The 19,832-nt window shown below is 32.7% G+C and carries 22 protein-coding genes and 2 riboswitches; of the genes, 19 read left to right on the forward strand and 3 right to left on the reverse strand.

Annotated elements, in window-relative coordinates:
* The first annotated feature begins 5 nt into the window (after positions 1–5).
* From DK508_RS18540 to DK508_RS18575, 8 genes are all read left to right on the forward strand, one after another.
* Entirely contained in the window at positions 6–641 is a 636-nt protein-coding gene (locus DK508_RS18540) for a 4'-phosphopantetheinyl transferase superfamily protein (protein WP_109302274.1), read from the forward strand.
* Positions 642–668: 27 nt separating this feature from the next.
* Positions 669–929, forward strand: coding sequence for a hypothetical protein (locus tag DK508_RS18545; protein WP_109302275.1), 261 nt, complete (start codon positions 669–671; stop codon positions 927–929).
* Positions 913–1,545, forward strand: a complete 633-nt coding sequence (pnuC, locus tag DK508_RS18550) for a nicotinamide riboside transporter PnuC (protein ID WP_109302759.1) — start codon at positions 913–915, stop codon at positions 1,543–1,545. The genes DK508_RS18545 and pnuC overlap by 17 nt, the downstream gene beginning before the upstream one ends.
* Positions 1,506–2,087: an AAA family ATPase gene (locus DK508_RS18555; protein ID WP_109302276.1), complete on the forward strand. Its 582-nt coding sequence runs from the start codon at positions 1,506–1,508 to the stop codon at positions 2,085–2,087. Before pnuC ends, DK508_RS18555 begins: the two co-directional genes overlap by 40 nt.
* Positions 2,071–3,636, forward strand: a complete 1,566-nt coding sequence (locus tag DK508_RS18560) for a DUF4301 family protein (protein WP_109302277.1) — start codon at positions 2,071–2,073, stop codon at positions 3,634–3,636. The genes DK508_RS18555 and DK508_RS18560 overlap by 17 nt, the downstream gene beginning before the upstream one ends.
* Positions 3,633–4,034, forward strand: coding sequence for an alternative ribosome rescue aminoacyl-tRNA hydrolase ArfB (gene arfB / locus DK508_RS18565; protein ID WP_109302278.1), 402 nt, complete (start codon positions 3,633–3,635; stop codon positions 4,032–4,034). The genes DK508_RS18560 and arfB overlap by 4 nt, the downstream gene beginning before the upstream one ends.
* Before the next feature lie 197 nt (positions 4,035–4,231).
* Positions 4,232–4,564, forward strand: a complete 333-nt coding sequence (locus tag DK508_RS18570) for a hypothetical protein (protein ID WP_109302279.1) — start codon at positions 4,232–4,234, stop codon at positions 4,562–4,564.
* Positions 4,565–4,733: 169 nt separating this feature from the next.
* The gene (locus tag DK508_RS18575; protein WP_109302280.1) at positions 4,734–6,095 is read left to right on the forward strand and encodes a sigma-54 dependent transcriptional regulator; all 1,362 of its coding nucleotides are present in this window, start codon (positions 4,734–4,736) and stop codon (positions 6,093–6,095) included.
* Here the strand turns inward: DK508_RS18575 and DK508_RS18580 are convergent.
* Complete coding sequence (locus DK508_RS18580; RefSeq protein WP_109302281.1) at positions 6,092–8,518, reverse strand: ATP-binding protein; 2,427 nt, start codon at positions 8,516–8,518, stop codon at positions 6,092–6,094. The genes DK508_RS18575 and DK508_RS18580 overlap by 4 nt on opposite strands.
* 100 nt (positions 8,519–8,618) lie before the next feature.
* Positions 8,619–8,729, forward strand: a riboswitch (TPP riboswitch).
* A gap of 114 nt (positions 8,730–8,843) precedes the next feature.
* On the opposite strand from DK508_RS18580, the gene DK508_RS18585 reads away from it, so the two are divergent.
* From DK508_RS18585 to thiH, 8 genes are all read left to right on the forward strand, one after another.
* A complete protein-coding gene (locus DK508_RS18585; RefSeq protein WP_109302760.1) occupies positions 8,844–11,231 on the forward strand; it encodes a TonB-dependent receptor in 2,388 nt (795 codons plus the stop codon).
* A 51-nt stretch (positions 11,232–11,282) separates the two neighbouring features.
* A riboswitch (TPP riboswitch) is annotated at positions 11,283–11,382 on the forward strand.
* Positions 11,383–11,451: 69 nt separating this feature from the next.
* A complete protein-coding gene (gene thiS / locus DK508_RS18590; protein ID WP_109302282.1) occupies positions 11,452–11,652 on the forward strand; it encodes a sulfur carrier protein ThiS in 201 nt (66 codons plus the stop codon).
* Positions 11,653–11,699: 47 nt separating this feature from the next.
* Positions 11,700–13,559 (forward strand): phosphomethylpyrimidine synthase ThiC, encoded by a 1,860-nt coding sequence (gene thiC, locus DK508_RS18595; protein WP_109302283.1) that lies wholly within the window; start codon positions 11,700–11,702, stop codon positions 13,557–13,559.
* A 12-nt stretch (positions 13,560–13,571) separates the two neighbouring features.
* On the forward strand, positions 13,572–14,174 hold the full coding sequence (locus DK508_RS18600; protein WP_109302284.1) for a thiamine phosphate synthase: 603 nt from the start codon (positions 13,572–13,574) through the stop codon (positions 14,172–14,174).
* Between the two features lie 26 nt (positions 14,175–14,200).
* A complete protein-coding gene (locus DK508_RS18605) occupies positions 14,201–14,965 on the forward strand; it encodes a hydroxymethylpyrimidine/phosphomethylpyrimidine kinase (protein WP_109302285.1) in 765 nt (254 codons plus the stop codon).
* 11 nt (positions 14,966–14,976) lie between these two features.
* Entirely contained in the window at positions 14,977–15,603 is a 627-nt protein-coding gene (locus DK508_RS18610; protein WP_109302286.1) for a thiamine phosphate synthase, read from the forward strand.
* Position 15,604: 1 nt separating this feature from the next.
* On the forward strand, positions 15,605–16,378 hold the full coding sequence (locus DK508_RS18615) for a thiazole synthase (RefSeq protein WP_109302287.1): 774 nt from the start codon (positions 15,605–15,607) through the stop codon (positions 16,376–16,378).
* On the forward strand, positions 16,371–17,486 hold the full coding sequence (gene thiH, locus DK508_RS18620; RefSeq protein ID WP_109302288.1) for a 2-iminoacetate synthase ThiH: 1,116 nt from the start codon (positions 16,371–16,373) through the stop codon (positions 17,484–17,486). Before DK508_RS18615 ends, thiH begins: the two co-directional genes overlap by 8 nt.
* Positions 17,487–17,507: 21 nt before the next feature.
* Here the strand turns inward: thiH and DK508_RS18625 are convergent, their stop codons facing one another.
* Positions 17,508–17,939: a hypothetical protein gene (locus DK508_RS18625; RefSeq protein ID WP_109302289.1), complete on the reverse strand. Its 432-nt coding sequence runs from the start codon at positions 17,937–17,939 to the stop codon at positions 17,508–17,510.
* 119 nt (positions 17,940–18,058) lie between these two features.
* Between DK508_RS18625 and greA the strand changes: the two genes are divergently transcribed.
* The 3 genes from greA (at position 18,059) to DK508_RS18640 (ending at position 19,460) form a co-directional block, all read left to right on the forward strand.
* The gene (gene greA / locus DK508_RS18630) at positions 18,059–18,535 is read left to right on the forward strand and encodes a transcription elongation factor GreA (RefSeq protein WP_109302290.1); all 477 of its coding nucleotides are present in this window, start codon (positions 18,059–18,061) and stop codon (positions 18,533–18,535) included.
* Between the two features lie 118 nt (positions 18,536–18,653).
* Positions 18,654–19,043: an HIT family protein gene (locus DK508_RS18635; RefSeq protein WP_109302291.1), complete on the forward strand. Its 390-nt coding sequence runs from the start codon at positions 18,654–18,656 to the stop codon at positions 19,041–19,043.
* A gap of 6 nt (positions 19,044–19,049) precedes the next feature.
* Complete coding sequence (locus DK508_RS18640; RefSeq protein ID WP_109302292.1) at positions 19,050–19,460, forward strand: thioesterase family protein; 411 nt, start codon at positions 19,050–19,052, stop codon at positions 19,458–19,460.
* Positions 19,461–19,464: 4 nt separating this feature from the next.
* Here DK508_RS18640 and DK508_RS18645 read toward each other — a convergent pair whose 3' ends face one another.
* Positions 19,465–19,827: a hypothetical protein gene (locus DK508_RS18645; RefSeq protein ID WP_109302293.1), complete on the reverse strand. Its 363-nt coding sequence runs from the start codon at positions 19,825–19,827 to the stop codon at positions 19,465–19,467.
* Between the last annotated feature and the right edge of the window lie 5 nt (positions 19,828–19,832).

A 19,832-nucleotide genomic window follows, 5' to 3' on the forward strand; every position in this document is an offset into this window, starting at 1 on the left:
TATAAATGCCTCTTTACAAAACTATAACAGTAGATGAAAGTACTAATGTGTTGATTTGGAAGATTGAAGAGTCTTACGAAATTCTCTGTGAGGGAATAGAATTAACACAGCATTGCCAAGAACGAGTTGACAATATGAAATCTGATATGCATCGCAGAGGTTTTATGAGTGTTAGACATTTGTTAGCAGTATTTGGCTATTCTGATCATGATTTATATTATGATGAATTTGGAAAACCTCATCTCAATGATGGAAAACAAATTTCTATTTCTCATTCCTTCGATTTTGCAGGGATTATTATTAGCGATAAATTGGTAGGGATTGATATCGAAAAACAAAGAGAGAAAATTAATCGAATTGCGCATAAGTTTGTAAACCCCGGAGAAAAGGACTATTTAAAGTCTCAAAATTTGGATGAAGTTAGGGCGCTAACTGTAATATGGGGAGCCAAGGAATCCCTATATAAATTATATGCAACTGCAGGACTAAGTTTTGAACAGCACATTTATATTTCTTCGTTTACCTTAGATTACCCTTTTGTTTTTGGAGCAATTAACTATAAAAATGAAATAAGTCATTATGATTTGGTGTACTTAGAGTTTGAGGGTTTTACCTGTGTATATGCAACGCCAGGACATTAATTATTTAACTTAGTATATAATTAAACAATGCAAATATCTGTTGAATTAACACTTACGCCACTTCAAAATGATTATGAAGATCATATTATACGATTTATTAAAAAATTAAGGTTGTCAGAGTTTACGATTATAGAGAATCCATTAAGTACTCAGGTGTATGGAGAATATGATAAAGTGATGCTCTTTTTAACTCAAGAAATAAAAAAAGCATTTGGTGATATGGATAATGTTTTGGTATACATGAAAATGGTAAAAAGTAACAGGAGTGATTATGAACCAAATTTTTGATTTTTTCTTTGGCCAATATGTAACTTATTCTACGTTGCATATAATTCTTGAGATTATTGCAGTATTATTTGGAGTTGCTAGTGTTTTTTGTGCCTGGTTTAATAAAGTATGGGTGTACCCTACAGGTATTATAAGTACCTCTATTTATGTCTATTTACTTTTACAATGGTCCTTATTGGGCGATATGATGATCAATGGTTATTATTTTATAATGAGTATTTATGGTTGGTATGTGTGGACTAGAAAAGTCGATGACACTCATATGACTCCAATAACAAGATCAAACTCTATGGAAAAACTAATCCAGGTTTTAATTTTTGTAGGAACTCTAATCTTTGTATACGTCGTATATATTGCTTTTGATAAATGGAATGATTGGACGGCTTATATAGATACATTAACTACTGCCATATTTTTTGTCGGTATGTGGCTAATGGCTCGAAGAAAGATTGAAAATTGGATATTTTGGATTTTGGGAGATATTATTTCAATACCCTTATATTTTTATAAAGGATTTACATTTACTAGTTTTCAATATGTATTATTTACAGTTATGGCAATTTTTGGTTACCTCGCATGGAAAAAAAGCTTAGACAAAACTTTAGTGACTGCATAAAAGTAGTGCTTTTTGGCCCTGAATCTACAGGAAAAACTACTTTGTCAAAACAACTAGCTCAGCATTATAATACTTTATGGGTGCCCGAATATATGCGAGAGTATCTTCAAAAAAAATGGGACACAAAGAAAGAGATATGTACTTATGATGATATTCTTCCTATTGCAGAAGGTCAGATGCAATTAGAAAACACATATACTTTAAAGAGTAACAAAGTATTGTTTTGTGACACAAACCTTTTAGAATTAAAGGTGTATGCTGATGTTTATTATGATGGAGAAACCCCTGAAGTTTTAAATAAGATTTCTCTGGAAAATTTTTATGATTTGTATCTTTTAACTTATATTGATACTCCTTGGGTGCCTGATGATTTAAGAGATAAACCCCATGAGAGAGAAGAAATGTTTATTAAATTTAAGGAATCTTTAGAAAAACATAATCTTCCATATGTAGTAATAAAAGGGGATAAATTTTCTCGTTTTACAAAGGCAACCGCAATTATTGACCAACTAATAGAGCAAAAAAGTGAATATAACAGATAAAGATATTAAGTTAATTAAGTCCAAAGGCTTAACCGTTGATAAAGTATTTTCTCAAATAGAAACATTTAAGAACGAGATTCCTTTTGTAGCATTGCGAAGCGCTGCAACTCATGATAATGGTATTTCAGTGTTTTCAGAGCATTATCAATCTGAATTGGCTAGACTATACGATTCGAGATTGGCAAATCTTCATACAATAAAGTTTGTGCCAGCATCTGGTGCTGCAACACGAATGTTCAAGGACTTATTTAGGTTTTTGGATAGTTATGATTATAAAAAGGAGAGTTTAAATTCATATACAAATCATGAAAAAGCAGATGCAATTCGTCTTTTTCTTATCGGGTTAGAAAAATTCCCATTCTATGATTTGGTGATGAAGAAAGTAAAAGATGCCTACCCTAAGTTTGAATCATTATCGGAAGGAAGACAACTTTATATTTTTATAGATATGATGTTAAAAGAAAAAGGTCTAAATTTTGGGAGTTATCCAAAAGGTTTATTGCCTTTTCATGATTATACGGATAGTATTGCCACGTCATTTGAAGAACATTTATTTGAGGCAGCAGGTTATAACACGAATGAAAATGGTGATTCTGAATTACATTTTACTATTTCTAAAGAGCATTTGAAAGATTTTAAGGGGGAGTTTGAAAGAATTAAGAAGAAAGTTGAAGAAAAAACCAAAACAAATTTTATTATATCATATTCTTTTCAAAAATCTGAAACAGATACCATAGCGGTAGATGAAGATAATGAGCCATTTCGTTCTGGTGATGGGACATTGTTGTTTAGACCTGGAGGGCATGGTGCTCTTATAGAGAATCTAGATGATTTGGATGCCGATATTGTTTATATAAAAAATATTGATAATGTTGTTGTGCGTAAATATCAGGATGAGGTTTCTAGTTATAAAAAAGTACTGGCAGGAAAATTAATAGAGATTCAGGATGAAGTTTTTAGAATTCTAAATGCGATTGATCTAAAAAATCCTACTGAAGCCGAATTAAAGGATATCAAAAAATTCTTAGTGCAACAATTGAATGTTAGGCTTCCTATTGATTTTGATAAATTTTCGGAAAAATACAAGCTTCAATTTTTAAGAGAGTCATTAAATCGACCAATTCGTATTTGCGGGATGGTTATTAATGAAGGAGAGCCAGGTGGAGGGCCATTTTGGATTAAGAATGAAAATGGAAGGTTAATACTTCAAATTATCGAAACACCGCAAATCAATTTAAAGGATCCTAGACAGAGCGATATTCTTAACAGTGCAACGCATTTTAATCCAGTGGACTTAGTGTGCGGAGTTAGAGATTATAAAGGAAATAAATTTAATTTATTGCATTTTGTCGACCCCGAAGCAGGTTTTATTACAAGAAAAACTATGAATGGAAAAACGCTTAAAGCTCTTGAGCTTCCTGGATTGTGGAATGGAGCTATGTCTAATTGGATTAGTGTTTTTGTAGAAGTTCCTCTTACCACATTTAACCCTGTAAAAACAGTAAATGATTTACTGAAATCGGCGCATCAAGTAAAATTATTTTCGTGAACACTTCAATAATTATTAATGAGTTAAGGTTTAAAGCTATTAGAAGTTCTGGTGCTGGAGGACAGCACGTAAATAAAGTATCTTCGAAAATCGAACTTAGTTTTAATATTGTAACTTCTTTAGGTCTTACTGATAATGAAAAATTATTACTTGGTCAAAAGTTATCTTCGAGATTGACCAAAGAAGGTGTTTTGATACTTCAATGTGGAGATAGTAGAAGTCAACACAGAAATAAAGAATTGGTAATTAAAAGGTTTGTAGAAATTGTGAAAGCCAATCTTCAAGTGCCAAAGAAAAGGAAAGCCACAAAACCTTCAAGATCGGCGATAAAGAAACGTTTAAATAATAAACAAAAGCAATCAGAAAAAAAGATAAATCGAAAAAAACCACTTTTATAACTTCATCTCACACTAAAGGTGTGTAATATTTCTACACATTAGTGTGTATTCTACACATTTTAGCGCCACATGTTAAAATAAACAAAACATATAAATTATTTGTTTTCAGATAGTTAACTCTTTTTTTTGCTAACTTAATTTCTTTGGAACAATTATTACTATTATAAAACTGTAGAAATAATTTTACCAATAACCCAATGAAAAAGTTACAAATGATAGTAGCGATTGTAGTAAGTATCTTTTCGGCACAGGGTGTTTTAGCTCAGGATGAACTAGCAGTAAATGGCGATTTCGAATTCTGGGATTATGAATATGAACAACAAGAGTATACTGAAGTAAAAGTAATTGAATTGCCTTTATCAGTGCAAGAAGCTGTAGCTAGGGATTTTCAAAAACTAAGAATTGTAAAAGCTTTTATATCTAAGGATAACACATATAAGATCGTTTTACACGATAACAATAACAACAAGAAAGTTGTATTTGCAAGCGCTAATGGCGAATGGATTACGCCAAACGACAATAAATCTTAAATCTAGGGGTAGAAAAAGGATATCGTTTTGCAACCAAGGACGATATAAAGTTGTTTAGTGCTAAAAAAGAGACTCAATCCCAAGGGTCTCTTTTTTTATGTTTTTATCTTAATTAAGTGTTTTAAATTGTAATTTTATAACATAGTTTTTGCTCAATAAATTATAGAATATGTCTAAGATACTTATTGTAGAGGATGATGTGGCTTTTTGCACAATGCTCAAAACTTTTTTGGAGAAAAAAGATTATGAGGTTTCCACGGCATTTTCCGGAAATGAAGCTATTCCAAAAATTAAAGAAAATATTTTTGATGTTGTATTGGCAGATGTTAGACTCCCAGATAGAGATGGGATCACTTTATTAGGTGAAATCCTTGAAAATAATTCAAGCACTCAAGTTATTATAATGACTGGTTATGCTGAGATCAATATGGCTGTAAATGCTATTAAGCAGGGTGCCTTTGATTATGTATCTAAACCTTTTAACCCAGATACCATTTTACAGACAATAGAAAAGGCCTTGAAAGGTAATGTTCTAGAAGTGAAAACACCTCAAAAGAAAACAACCAAAGTGAATGGATTAGCAGCACTAGATGAAAACTCAAATGATGCTTTTGTAAGAGGAGTAAGTGATGCCTCTAAAAAACTAAATGAGTATGTAGCTTTAGTTGCCCCTACACGCATGTCGGTATTGGTAGTAGGTGATAGCGGAACAGGAAAAGAATATGTGGCAAGTAGTATCCATAAGGCTAGTAAAAGATCTGAAAAACCTTTCATAGCTGTTGATTGTGGAGCAGTGCCTAAAGAAATTGCTTCAAGTGAATTTTTTGGACATATCAAGGGGTCTTTTACTGGGGCGGTAAATGATAAGGTAGGACATTTTGAAGCAGCTAATGGAGGAACCTTATTTCTAGACGAAATAGGTAACCTTAGCTACGAATTGCAAGTGCAATTACTTCGAGCACTTCAGGAAAGAAAAATTAAACCTGTTGGTAGTAATAAGGAGGTTGAAGTAGATATACGGGTGATAGCAGCCACAAATGAAGATCTAAGTCATGCTGTAAAGGAAGGAGAATTTAGAGAAGATTTATATCATCGTCTTAATGAATTCTCAATCAAAGTACCTCCTTTAAAAGATAGGATTGAAGATTTAATGCTCTTTGCAAATCACTTTCTAGAAGAATCTAATAGAGAATTGGATAAACATGTAGTTGGTTTTGCTGATGAAGTATTAGAAGCGTTTAAAAAATATGATTGGCCTGGGAATTTAAGAGAACTCAAAAATATTGTGAAACGATCTGTTCTTCTTTCTCAAAGTGATATGATTGTTCAAGATATCTTGCCAAATGATATTGCTTATGCTTCTCAAAATGCTAAACAAACTTATGGATTATTTAAAAATCAAAATGAACAAGAATTAATTCTTGATGCTCTTGAGAAAGCTAATGGAAATAAAGCAAAGGCAGCCAGGATGTTATCTATCGATCGAAAAACACTTTATAACAAGTTAAAGCAGTATGATATAAGCCTCTAGTTTTCTACTTTGAGTTTATCAACTAGAGATTCGATTTTTGTTATTCCTTCTTGTGCCAAAACGGATATTGATGTGTTATCTAAGTTATATTGATCAGGGTGCTCTAGTTTAATCAATATAGGTACCACTTCTTTTGCTTTTATCTGTTTAAACATAGGTAGCATCTTATGGGCTATTTTCTGAATATGATCAATTTTATTTTCCGAAACCATTAATTTCAAATCATTTACATTCTCAATTGTACTTTCATAAAATGTATCTAAGATCGCATATAGAGAATCAGAGTCACCATGTGCAAAAAGCATTAAATCGTTTAATGAATATTCTTCGGCAGATAAATCTTCTTTCAAGTATTCTTCATAATCTGTTATTTCTACACTTAGAATTTCAGAAATAAGATCTATTAATTCTTTAGGTGCATATGGTTTTCTAAGACTTCCTGAAAACCCAGCTTCTTGATATTCCGAGAATGAAATATCTGTTCGTCCTGATAATGCAATTACTGGTAAATCCAATTGATTTGGATTCGTTTTTAGGGATTTCAAAAGTTGGAAACCATCCATTTTGGGCATTTGAATATCTGTAAGAATTAGGTCATATTCATTACGTTGCAATAGAGAGGTCGCATCCAAGCCATTTTCACAAACATCATATGATAAGCCTGCTAGGGTTACTACTTCGCTTGTTAATGCTAATTGACTAGGGTCATCATCTACAATCAATACTTTTTTGTCAGAAAAACTCTGTATTTCCGAAATTTCTGTTTCTTCTTCAAGAATCAAAGAGTTAGAAAGCTTTATAGGGATATAGAAAGTAAAAGTACTTCCTTGATTTGGTTCGCTATCTAAAGTGATTTTACCATCAAGGAGTTTTATAATTTTTTTAGTTATAGCTAGGCCTAAACCAAATCCTCCAAATCGTTTTTCGGTATTTTCATCTCCTTGAGAAAATTCTTCAAAAATATACTGTTGTTGTTCTTTGGTAATTCCTATGCCTGTGTCTTTAACAGATATTATTAATTGTTTTTCAGATAATCCATTTTCAATAATTCTACTTTCTATTGTAATAGAACCTTGATCTGTGAATTTGTACGCATTGTTTACCAGATTTGTTAATATTTGCTTTATTCTAAAAGGATCACTTAAGAATTGTTTATTCAACTTACTATCTGTTATGATTCGTATATCAAGGTTTTTCTTATCGTTTACAGGAATAACACTAGAGATAGTGTTCTCTATTAATTTTTTGGGAGAAAATGGTAATTCTTCGATAATCATTTTACCTGCTTCTAGTTTTGATAAATCTAGAAGATCATTAACAAGGTGAAGAATATAATCAGATGATTTTTTTAAATGACCCAAATAATGCGTTTGTTTATTGTTGAGCCCAGTTCTTTCTAATAAGTCAGAATATCCAATTACGGTATTTAAAGGAGAACGTAGATCATGAGTAACCGTATTGATTAAAGATTCACGAGTTTTTAAAAGAGATTCTGTATACGTTTTTTCGGTTTCTAATTCATTACGATATTTTTGACTTTTGGATATATCTTTGGTAATCAAAAACAGAAAAATAATAGCAATTAATACACTAATAGCTGCAATGATTAAGATAATATTAGAAGTGTTATTAAGAATTCGAGTTGATGCTTCTAAACGTTCTCGATATTGATTTCTTTCATTTCTTTCGATTGCCGCTAGCAAATCCCTTAGTTGTTTTGTGATAACCTGGTCATTTTTTAAGAGATTATTTTCTTTTATCGAAATTTCTCTTTTGTATTTTTTGTCTTTTTCCTCAAGTTCTGCAAGTACCTGTTTTACCGAGGTTGCTAAGGAATCTACCGTTTGATTTGTTAATCGTTTAGCATTGTCCTTTTTAGACATTTCAAGTATATTGATGAAACGCTTTTGTTCGTTGCCGCTAAATCCTTTAAACCTTTTATCATAGTCCGTGTAGTTACCAAAATTCGGGTTAGATTTTTTTAATTCATCAATGGCAGTCTCATAGAGTCCTTTTTTCTTTCGTTGCTCATAAATAGTAATGAGCTCTTGAAAGTTTTGATTTTTACTATCGATAAGATATTTGATACTATCAATTTTTCTAGTTTGCAGTGTGTCATCCGATATTTCTGAAACCTTATTAATAGTATATAAAATAGTGTCTATTTTTGTTTTGTATGTTTTGAATTTATTGGTGTCGTATGTTTGTACAATATTCCTTGTTAAACTTTCTGCCTCATATAACCCAGTAATAGCCTCTCCTACCAAAAAGAGTTTTTCATTATTTTCGTTTTCCATTTCGGTAGTTTGGGTGTAGTTATTTAATTGTTGGTAAATAACCCAAAAAGCAGTTACAGCGAGTAGACCTGCCAATAGGTACCCTGCAATAATTTTAAAAGTTACTGATCTTTTTGTATTCTTCATATCCTTAATTCACCTTACTTGATAACTAAAAAAAACAAGAAGGATTGTTTTATCCTTAATAAAGTTACAATAAATCAATAAAACACATTATTTTTGCGCAGAAATCTCAAAGGGGTGCTAATGTCTAAAGTTATATTTTAGAATAAAGCTGAGATCATACCCGATGAACCTGGGCAGGTAATGCTGCCAAGGGACTGCCAAAACTATAGTTGTTTTTTGATGCTTTAGTAAGGGTAAAATATAGTGTTTGGTTAATTCTGAACAAATTATAATCAATTTAAATTTTAGAGTAATTACCCCTTTTATTCGTAAAAAACGTTTACGAATGAAACATGTAATATTTTACATAGCAATTGTATTTTATAGTGGTCAGATGATTGCTCAAGAATTTCAATTATCAGGTATGGTTACCGATCAAAATGACCAACCCGTACCAGGTGTAACAGTTAGTATTAAAGGAACTACTACCGCAATACAAACAGATGCTGAAGGAAAATTTAATTTTTATCTAGAAAAAGAAACCTATACGTTACTGTTTAGCTATCAAGGAACGGAGAGAGCAGAGAGAATAATCGATTTAATACAGGATAATTCTATAAATGTCCAGCTTGAAGAGATTCTTGAAAAACTGGATGAGGTTTTGGTAAAATCAGTTCGTGTAGATGCCGATTCTCCAATTACCCATTCGAATTTATCCAAAGAAGAATTAGCAGAGCGAAATCTTGGCCAAGACATTCCTATATTATTAAATTATCTACCCGGAGTAGTAACTACTACAGATGCAGGGACAGGAATAGGATATACTTATATTAGAGTTCGTGGAAGTGATGCTTCTCGAGTAAATGTTACCTTAAACGGAATACCATTTAATGATGCCGAAAGTCAAGGGACATTTTGGGTGAATTTACCGGATTTTGCATCTTCTATAGAAAATTTGCAATTACAGCGTGGTGTAGGAACTTCAACAAATGGTTCTGGTGCTTTTGGAGCTAGTTTAAACTTGCTTACTGATGCTGTTTCTGAGGTTGCAAATGCCGAAATATCAAATTCTTTTGGCTCTTTTGGCACAAGAAGGCATAATGTAAAATTTAGTACTGGTTTGATCAATGAAAATATTGAGATTGCAGGACGTCTATCGGCAATAGCATCAGATGGGTATATCGATCGAGCTTCTTCAGATTTAAAATCGTATTTCCTACAGGGATCTTTTGTAGATGACAACACCTTGATTAAAGCTGTCGCTTTTGGCGGGCATGAGATAACCTATCAATCGTGGTTTGGGATTGATCAAGCTACATTAGATACGGATCGAACTTTCAATCCAGCAGGTTTGTATACCGATGAAAATGGTAATACTCGTTTTTATGATAATGAAGTAGATAACTATAAACAAGATCATTATCAATTACATTGGAACCAAAGATACAGTAACCATTGGTCAACAAACTTAGGGTTAAATTATACTTACGGAAGAGGTTTTTTTGAACAATACAAAGAAGATGAAGATTTTGCGTTTTATGATTTTACACCTATTGTGATTGGAGGAGAAACTATTAATACAACAGATTTAATTCGTAGGCGATGGCTGGATAATGATTTTTATGTTGTAAATGCTTCTGCGAATTATAAAAATAATAATTGGGATGTAGATTTTGGGGCTTTTTATAGTCATTATGACGGAGATCATTTTGGCGAAGTTATTTGGGCTCAAAATGCTGGAGGATCAGAGATACGAGATAATTATTATTTTGGTAATGGCACAAAAAATGAATTCACCATATTCGGTAAAACTACCTATAGAATTGATGATAAATGGACAGCTTTTGTGGATTTGCAAGGGCGTTTTGTTGATTATGAAACCTCTGGATTAACTTCTGATAGAGTGTCTTTAGAGGTAGATGAAACCTATGAATTCTTCAACCCAAAATTAGGGGCCACTTATCAGATTAATGAAGGTAATCAATTGTATGTTTCTTATGCTAGAGCCAATAGAGAGCCTAGAAGAAGTGATTTTGAAAATGGAATTAATACAGCAGAAAGATTAAATGACATTGAACTAGGTTGGAGATTTTCAAAAAACAAAACTATAGTAAATACGAATATTTACTATATGTGGTATAAGGATCAATTGGTCTTAACAGGAGCATTAGATGATGTTGGAGCTCCAATTAGAGCAACTAGTGGAGAAAGTTTTCGTTTGGGGATAGAAATTGATGCAAACATAAGACTTTCGGATAAATTTGTAGTAAAACCTAATGTAGCCTTAAGTGCTAACAAGAATAAAGATTTTGTTACATCGAGAGATGGTAGTTTGGTAAATCTAGGTAATACTAATATTTCGTACTCTCCTAATATTGTTGCAGGAAATATGTTTATTTATCAACCTATAAAAAACCTTCAATTAGGGTTTTTATCCAAATTTGTAGGAGAACAATATATGGGTAATATTGATAGCGAAACATCAAAATTAGATAGCTTTTTTATAAATGATGTTAATATTATTTATGAAATTAATAATATCCCAGTTTTTAAATCGATTGTGCTTACGGGACTAGTAAATAATGTGTTTGATGAAGAGTATGTGTCTAATGGGTATTTTTTCACATTTGACGATGATTTTTCAAACCCAGGGACGGTAACTACGGTAGAAGGTGCTGGTTTTTACCCTCAGGCGGGAATTAATTTCTTGCTAGGAGCAACATTAAAATTTTAATTTATAACCTACATATAACTAATTATATGTAGGTTTTTATTATTTTTATAACATAAACTTTAGGGGTGTCCTTAACTTAGGTTAGGTCTGAGAAATACCCTTTGAACCTGATGCGGTTAGTACCGACGAAGGGAAAAGTTAACATCACATATAATGTGATTTATCTTCTTTCAAAAAGGCGTGTATAGCCTAAAGTTTATGGATTAATCCAAATAATGATATGACCATAAACGTTAATAATCAATCACAATCCATTTCAGAAAACACTTCTATTCAGATGCTTTTGGAGTATTTAAATATTACTACTAATGGAATAGCTATTGCTGTTAATAATGAAATAATTATAAAAGAAAAATGGGATCAAGCTATTGTAGAAAATGATGATAACATAACTATTATAAAAGCAACACAAGGGGGATAAAAACCACAAATTTAACACGCTAATTACTTACACAAAATACGATAACGATGAAGAAAAAAGATACGGCTCCACAAGGAAAAGTGATTACTACAAAACCATTTCCAAATTCGAAAAAAATCTATGTAAATGGAAATGTTCACCCTCAAATTAGTGTAGCTATGAGAGAGATTTCGCTAGATGATACGGTGGACAGTTTTACGCAGAAAAAAACTCCTAATCAACCCGTAACGGTGTATGATACTAGTGGCCCGTATACCGATCCTTTAAAAGAAATAAATGTTCATAACGGGATAGAACCGATTCGTGAGCAATGGGTGCTGGATCGTGATGATGTAGAAGAGTTAGATAGTTTTTCATCGATCTATTGTAATGAACGGTTAAATGATACTGATTTAGATCATTTAAGGTTTAATCATATTCGTAAGCCAAAACGCGCAAAAAAAGGTAAAAATGTTTCACAAATGTATTATGCCAAACAAGGTATTATTACTCCTGAAATGGAATACGTAGCAATTCGAGAAAATCAAAAATTACAAGAAGTAAAACGTTTATCCAAGCAACATTCTGGTCAGGATTTTGGGGCAAGTATTCCTGAAGTAATAACACCAGAGTTTGTAAGAGAAGAAGTAGCAAGAGGTCGAGCAGTAATTCCTTCTAATATCAATCACCCAGAGAGCGAACCTATGATTTTAGGAAGAAATTTTTTGGTGAAAATCAATGCTAATATTGGTAATTCTGCTACAACATCAAGTATAGAAGAAGAAGTAGAAAAAGCAGTTTGGGCTTGTCGTTGGGGAGCAGACAACATCATGGATCTTTCAACAGGAAAGAATATTCATGAAACACGAGAGTGGATTATACGTAATTCTCCGGTGCCTATAGGAACCGTGCCTATTTACCAAGCATTAGAAAAAGTAAACGGTAAAGCCGAAGATTTAACTTGGGAGATATTTAAAGATACCTTAATAGAACAGGCAGAACAGGGAGTAGACTATTTTACAATCCATGCGGGAGTACGTTTGGCTTATGTACCAATGACGGCAAAACGGATAACAGGTATTGTATCTAGAGGAGGCTCAATTATGGCAAAATGGTGTCTCGCACATCATAAAGAAAGTTTTTTATATACACATTTTGAAGAAATTTGTGAAATCATGAAAGCGTATGATGTGGCTTTTTCTTTAGGTGATGGATTGCGTCCAGGGTGTATAGCAGATGCTAATGACGAAGCGCAGTTTGCCGAGTTAGAAACCTTAGGAGAACTAACCAAAATTGCATGGAAACATGATGTACAAACTTTTATCGAGGGACCAGGACATGTACCAATGCATATGATTAAAGCCAATATGGATAAACAACTAGAAGCTTGTGGAGAAGCTCCTTTTTACACCTTAGGACCTTTAACCACGGATATAGCTCCTGGGTATGATCATATTACTTCTGGTATTGGTGCAGCTATGATAGGGTGGTATGGAACAGCAATGCTTTGTTATGTAACCCCAAAAGAACATTTAGGATTACCAAATAAAGAAGATGTTAGAACAGGTGTAATTACGTATAAATTGGCTGCTCATGCCGCAGATCTTGCAAAAGGACATCCAGGAGCACAACATAGAGATGATGCTTTAAGTAAAGCTCGTTTTGAGTTTCGTTGGGAAGATCAATTTAATCTTTCACTTGATCCAGAACTAGCACGAGAATATCACGACCAAACGTTACCTGCCGAGGGTGCAAAAATCGCACATTTTTGCAGTATGTGTGGGCCGAAGTTTTGCTCAATGAAAATCTCACAAGAAGTAAGAGATTATGCCGCTAAGAAAGAAATTGATGACCAAAAAGCCTTAGAAGCCGGGATGCAAGAAAAGGCAGAAGAGTTTAAAGAAAAAGGAAGTGAAGTTTATTTATAATAAGAACACGGTATGCTAATCATTCTTACTTCAGAACGTGAATTAGAAAATGAATCGGATCAGATTAATCAGCTTTTTCAAAATGGATTGAATATACTTCATTTTCGAAAACCAACTTTAGATAAAGAAGGATATAGAGCACTACTTAATCAGATAGAGAAAAAATATCATAATCGAATCATGTTGCATCAATTTCATGAATTATGTCTAGAATTTGATCTTAGAGGGATTCATATTCAAGAACAACCTAGAATCGATTTAGATGACAAATTAGAAGAGTATGTATTAGAATATGAAAATGAAGGATTTAAAATAAGTAGTTCTTTTCATTCTAAGGAAGATATTAAAAACTGTATTGTTCGTTTTGAGTATGTCTTACTAAGTCCGGTTTTTAGTTCAATTTCAAAAGCAGGTTATTTAGGAAAGGGTTTCGATGTAAATGATCTAAACGAATTTGTAGTAGGAATGGGAGGTATTAATGAAAATACTTTGCAAGCAACATTTGATCTTGGATATAGAGGTGTTGGGGTTTTAGGCGGAATTTGGAATACAGAGAAACCTATAAAAAGCTTCCAAGCGATTTATAATAAACTTAAAGCCGTTAGAAAAGTATAGATTAATATTTTTATAGGCGCATATACATGAAACAACGTCCATATACCTTAACAATTGCGGGTTTTGATCCATCTAATGGAGCAGGAATCACAGCAGATGTCAAGACTTTTGAAGCATCAAAAGTATATGGGTTATCCGTTTGTACAGCTAATACCGTTCAAAATGACATTGAGTTTACATCCTGTCATTGGGTAGATATCGAGGTGATTAAAAGTCAAATCGATGCCTTATTTGATCGTTTTAATATTGGTTTTGTCAAAATTGGAATAGTCGAAAATTGGAATGTATTAATTGAGATTATCGATGTATTGCTAGAGAAAAATTCGAAACTAAAAATAATTTGGGATCCAATATTAAGGTCAAGTTCAGAGTTTGATTTTTATGACATATCATCGCAAGAGGTATCAATAAATCAATTTGATTCAATTTTGGACAAAATTTATTTGTTGACTCCAAATTACCATGAGATTAAAGCGTTGTGTCAAAGTAAAACGATTCTAGAAACTGTAAAACATATTAGCAGCAAAACAAATCTTCTTTTAAAAGGAGGTCATAGAAAAGAAAATATCGGAAAAGATGAGTTGTTTATGCAGAACGGAAAGCATTTTGTTTTAAATCCTAAGAGAAGCGATTGTTCAGAAAAACATGGAAGTGGCTGTATTCTTTCTTCGGCTATTACTGCGCAATTGGCTTTAGGTTCTTCATTAGTTAAATCGTGTTATAGAGGAAAAAAGTATACTGAAAAAGTGTTGAGTTCAAACAAAATATTATTGGGATATCATAAAATATAACCGGTGTTAAGATGAAAGAAATTCAATTACAATATATATCGCAAGGAACAACTCCTCAGGAGCATCTTGTACATATAGAAAAAGTTTGTAGCGCTGGCGGGAGGTGGATTCAGTTACGGTTAAAAAACACTGATGTTGTGACCTATCTTGATACAGCTTTAAAGTGTAGAAATATTTGTGATCAATATAACGCAATAATGATTGTTAATGATAATATTGATGTTGCCAAAGCAGTTTTAGCAGATGGTGTTCATTTAGGATTAAATGACACAAATATCATCAAAGCCAGAAAAATTTTAGGAGATAATTTTATTATTGGTGGTACTGCAAATACAATTGACGATTGTAAACAACATGTGGAGTCGGGAGTAGATTATATTGGTCTTGGCCCATACAGATATACAACGACAAAAAATAAATTAAGCCCAATATTAGGGATTAATGGATACAAAAGTATTTTATCTGAATTTAGAAATTTTAATACCACTATACCTGTGGTAGCTATAGGAGGAATAATAGAAAAGGATATTAAAGACCTTATAGCTATAGGATTATCAGGAATCGCAGTTTCAGGAATGCTTACGAAGCATAAAGATTTAAAAGAAAAAATTGAAAATATAAAAACACATATAGTTTAAAGTGATGGATAAACTAAAAATTGCGGATAAAGAATTTTCATCTCGTTTATTTACCGGAACAGGAAAATTTAGTTCTTCCGATTTGATGAGAAAAGCATTGCTCGAATCAGAGAGTGAATTAATTACAGTAGCACTTAAGAGAGTCGATGTTAATAATGAAAACGATGATATTTTAAGTCATCTAGATCACCCTAGAATTAATTTGTTGCCCAATACATCGGGAGTTAGAGATGCGAAGGAGGCGATTTTTGCAGCGCAATTAGCTCGTGAAGCTCTAGAAACTAATTGGATAAAATTAGAAATTCATCCTGATCCAAAATACCTTTTGCCAGACCCTATAGAAACGTTAATGGCAGCAGAAGAATTGGCGAAATTGGGATTTGTAGTTATGCCTTATATTCATGCAGACCCCGTTCTTTGTAAACGACTTGAAGAAGTAGGTGCCCAGTGTGTAATGCCATTAGGAGCACCTATAGGTAGTAATAAAGGGTTAAAAACATTAGAGTTTTTGGAAATTATAATTGAACAGAGCAACGTGCCTGTTGTAGTAGATGCAGGTATCGGAAGCCCATCTCATGCTGCTTATGCTATGGAAATTGGTGCAGATGCAGTGTTAGTCAATACGGCTATAGCCGTATCTCAACAACCTGTCCAAATGGCACAAGCTTTTAAAATGTCGGTAGAAGCGGGTCGCATGGCGTATAATGCAAAATTGGCCCCGATTAAACAACATGCCGAGGCAAGTAGCCCTTTAACAAGTTTTTTAAATGAATAATAGTTTTAAAAACATATTTGATCAATATAATTGGGATGAAACTCTATCTGGGATTCTTTCAAAAAATGAAAATGATGTCTTGCAAGCATTACATAAATCAAAACGTAATCTCGAAGATTTTAAAGCTTTAATTTCACCTGCTGCAAAACCCTATTTAGAGCAAATGGCACAAATAAGTAGCTCCGTGACGAAAAAACGTTTTGGAAATACAATACAAATGTACGCACCAATGTATTTGAGTAATGAGTGCCAAAATATATGTACTTATTGTGGGTTTAGCATGACCAATAAAATTCCTAGAAGAACATTAACAGATCGAGAAATCTTAAGAGAAGTCGATTTCTTAAAATCTAAAGGATACAATCACATTCTTTTGGTTACTGGTGAGGCTAATAAAACGGTAGGAGTAGATTATATCAATAACGCAATTAAATTAATCCAATCTAAATTTGCTAATATTACTATTGAGGTGCAGCCGTTGGACCAAGAAGATTATGAATTATTGATCGAAAACGGATTGTATGCGGTGTTGGTTTATCAAGAAACATATCATGAAGAAGAATATAAGATACATCATCCAAAAGGGCGAAAATCTAATTTCGAATATAGGCTAGAGACTCCAGATCGATTAGGTCGGGCTGGGATTCATAAAATTGGATTGGGAGCATTATTTGGATTAGAAGATTGGCGGGCCGATAGTTTTTTTACAGCCTTGCATTTACAATATTTACAGAAAACATATTGGAAAACTAAGTATTCTATATCTTTTCCAAGATTACGACCACATTCTGGAGGTTTAGAACCTAAAGTAGCTATGACAGATTCGGATTTGGTTCAATTAATTTGTGCTTATAGGTTGTTGGATGAAGATATAGAATTATCCATGTCAACACGAGAGAGCGAAGGGTTTAGAGAAAATATTGTTGGTTTAGGAATAACTTCTATTAGTGCAGAGTCTAAGACAAATCCAGGAGGCTATGTAGTAGAACCACAATCTCTAGAACAATTTGAAATTTCAGATGAGCGCCCTACAGAAGCCGTGGTAGCTATGCTAAAACAAAAAGGCCTAGATGTTGTTTGGAAAGACTGGGCGTATAACTGGCAATAGAACTTGGCGCCAATAATGGTCTTAGTTCGTTATAGAAAGGGTGTTTCCATCTCTACGGATACTGTATCGTCTCAATCCAAATTGACCTTCTCCTGCGGTTTGTTGACCGGTTACAATATTATAACTATTCCCGTCATCGCAATCACATGTTGATGTAATTCCTTCTACCGATTGTGTAGAACATGTATTTGGTGTGTGATTAGGATCACTTAACTCAAAAGCACTGTATTGTACATTATCAATATTGTAAATAATAATCCCTCTTATACTACCATTTTGAGTTCTGTCAATAAAATGATTACCAGGAAAATCAAGATCATTAAATTGAGGTAGATTAAGATTAATTTGATAGTTAATACTCACATTAGGTAAAAACTGATTGTTATCGGGTCCATCATCACTACTGCATGATACTATCAAAATAAAATTGAACAGGAATACTATCTTTTTCATAACATTATTATTGTGTTGGCAAATTACGTAAATTTGTAATCTTCCATGAAATTTTTGTTATCTTTGAATAACAATCCCATACCTATGGGATTTTTTGTATTTATATAAACGATGAAGTTATGAGCAAAGTATCTTATTATTCTGCAGAGGGGCTAAAAAAATTACGAGATGAACTAAATAATCTCAAGGATGTAGAGCGGCCAAAGGCTTCTCAAGCTATTGCAGAAGCACGTGACAAAGGTGATTTAAGTGAAAATGCTGAATATGATGCCGCAAAAGAAGCTCAGGGATTACTTGAGATGAGGATTTCTAAATTAGAAGAAACTTTAGCCGGTGCACGTTTAATTGATGAATCTCAATTAGACATTTCTAAAGCATTAATTCATTCTACCGTAAAGATCAAAAATCAAATAAATGGCGCAGAAATGACATATAAGTTAGTTGCCCAAAGTGAAGCTGATCTTAAAACTGGTAAAATATCTGTAGATTCTCCTATTGGGAAAGGCCTTTTAGGAAAAAGTGTTGGCGAAGTTGCAGAGATTCAGGTTCCTAATGGTGTCATGAATTTTGACATTATAGAGATCACAAGAGAATAAAAATAAATTTTAGTAATGTTAAAACCCTTTTTTAATTGTAAAAAAGGGTTTTTTCTGGTTTAGACTTACAAATAAATAGATTATATTTCGAATTCATAAACCGACTAAAATTTTATTAATGCCTACCCTATTCACTAAAATTATTAATGGTGAAATTCCGTCTTTTAAAATAGCCGAAGACGAGAATTTCTTTGCTTTTTTAGACATTAGTCCTAATGCAAAAGGACACACATTATGTATTCCTAAAAAGGAAGAAGACAAAATATTTGATCTAGAAGAAGATGAATATCTTGATCTAATGCGATTTTCACGTAAAGTAGCAAAAGCACTTGAAAAAACGGTGTCATGCAAACGTATTGGAATTGCAGTAGTTGGATTAGAAGTACCACATGTACATGTGCATCTTATTCCATTAAACGAAATGGAAGAAATGACTTTTAAAAACAAAATCTCTATGTCGAATTCAGAATTTGAAACATTAGCGTCTCAAATCCGATCGAATTTATAATGTATAATGCAGGAAACAGATTTTAAATTATCCTTAAAACTTCGGATTGATTGGAGTGAAATGGATACATATCAACATGTGAATAACGTAAATTTCATGAAATACATGCAAAGTGCGAGGGTTCAATTTTGGGATGTAACTGGATTAGCAAAATTATATGAGGAAACAAAAAAAGGACCGATGTTAGTTTCGACTAAATGCGATTTTAAACACCCGCTATTTTTCCCTGGTAATGTTATTATTAAAACAAAAGTAGAATTTATAAAAAATTCAAGTTTTGGATTATATCATAAACTCTATAATGATGAAGGAGTGTTGTGTGCCGAAGGCCATGATGTAGCAGTTTGTTTTGATTTTAATATAGATAAAACTTTTAAAATCACCGAAGAACTTAGGAAGGTAATGTTACAGTATTGATATACTAACCTAAGCCTAATACATCTGGATAGTATAGGTGTATATATACCAAGACTATCATTGCCAATAGTACAAAGGATAATAGAAAAAACAATCCAGTAAATTTTATTGAAGAAGGTTTAGAAGAGATGGTTTTTTTATGATATTCGTATACTCGTTCTATGTCTTTTGTCCATTGTCCAGCAAAAATCTGAGTTTCGCATTTACCACAATGAATGCTTTCGATGACATTTTTGTTTGTTTTAATTAGTAGTTTTGATTTCAACTTTTCCTGTTTGAAAGAAAGAGTCATTCCATCAGTAGAGTAACATTCTGGACAGTTATTGGTGAGCGTCGCTTCTTTTAGAATAATATATTCTGTTTTCACATTGA

This window comes from Aquimarina sp. AU474 (genome assembly GCF_900312815.1).
Classification (GTDB): Bacteria; Bacteroidota; Bacteroidia; order Flavobacteriales; family Flavobacteriaceae; genus Aquimarina.

Coding starts and splice junctions, on each gene's coding strand:
- thiS (WP_109302282.1), top strand. CDS start 11,452: ATGACCATAAACGTTAATAATCAATCACAATCCATTTCAGAAAACACT.
- DK508_RS18635 (WP_109302291.1), top strand. CDS start 18,654: ATGCCTACCCTATTCACTAAAATTATTAATGGTGAAATTCCGTCTTTT.
- DK508_RS18555 (WP_109302276.1), top strand. CDS start 1,506: ATGGAAAAAAAGCTTAGACAAAACTTTAGTGACTGCATAAAAGTAGTG.
- greA (WP_109302290.1), top strand. CDS start 18,059: ATGAGCAAAGTATCTTATTATTCTGCAGAGGGGCTAAAAAAATTACGA.
- DK508_RS18540 (WP_109302274.1), top strand. CDS start 6: ATGCCTCTTTACAAAACTATAACAGTAGATGAAAGTACTAATGTGTTG.
- DK508_RS18640 (WP_109302292.1), top strand. CDS start 19,050: ATGCAGGAAACAGATTTTAAATTATCCTTAAAACTTCGGATTGATTGG.
- DK508_RS18585 (WP_109302760.1), top strand. CDS start 8,844: ATGAAACATGTAATATTTTACATAGCAATTGTATTTTATAGTGGTCAG.
- DK508_RS18605 (WP_109302285.1), top strand. CDS start 14,201: ATGAAACAACGTCCATATACCTTAACAATTGCGGGTTTTGATCCATCT.
- thiC (WP_109302283.1), top strand. CDS start 11,700: ATGAAGAAAAAAGATACGGCTCCACAAGGAAAAGTGATTACTACAAAA.
- DK508_RS18545 (WP_109302275.1), top strand. CDS start 669: ATGCAAATATCTGTTGAATTAACACTTACGCCACTTCAAAATGATTAT.
- DK508_RS18575 (WP_109302280.1), top strand. CDS start 4,734: ATGTCTAAGATACTTATTGTAGAGGATGATGTGGCTTTTTGCACAATG.
- DK508_RS18610 (WP_109302286.1), top strand. CDS start 14,977: ATGAAAGAAATTCAATTACAATATATATCGCAAGGAACAACTCCTCAG.
- DK508_RS18625 (WP_109302289.1), bottom strand. CDS start 17,939: ATGAAAAAGATAGTATTCCTGTTCAATTTTATTTTGATAGTATCATGC.
- DK508_RS18570 (WP_109302279.1), top strand. CDS start 4,232: ATGAAAAAGTTACAAATGATAGTAGCGATTGTAGTAAGTATCTTTTCG.
- DK508_RS18580 (WP_109302281.1), bottom strand. CDS start 8,518: ATGAAGAATACAAAAAGATCAGTAACTTTTAAAATTATTGCAGGGTAC.
- DK508_RS18600 (WP_109302284.1), top strand. CDS start 13,572: ATGCTAATCATTCTTACTTCAGAACGTGAATTAGAAAATGAATCGGAT.
- thiH (WP_109302288.1), top strand. CDS start 16,371: ATGAATAATAGTTTTAAAAACATATTTGATCAATATAATTGGGATGAA.
- pnuC (WP_109302759.1), top strand. CDS start 913: ATGAACCAAATTTTTGATTTTTTCTTTGGCCAATATGTAACTTATTCT.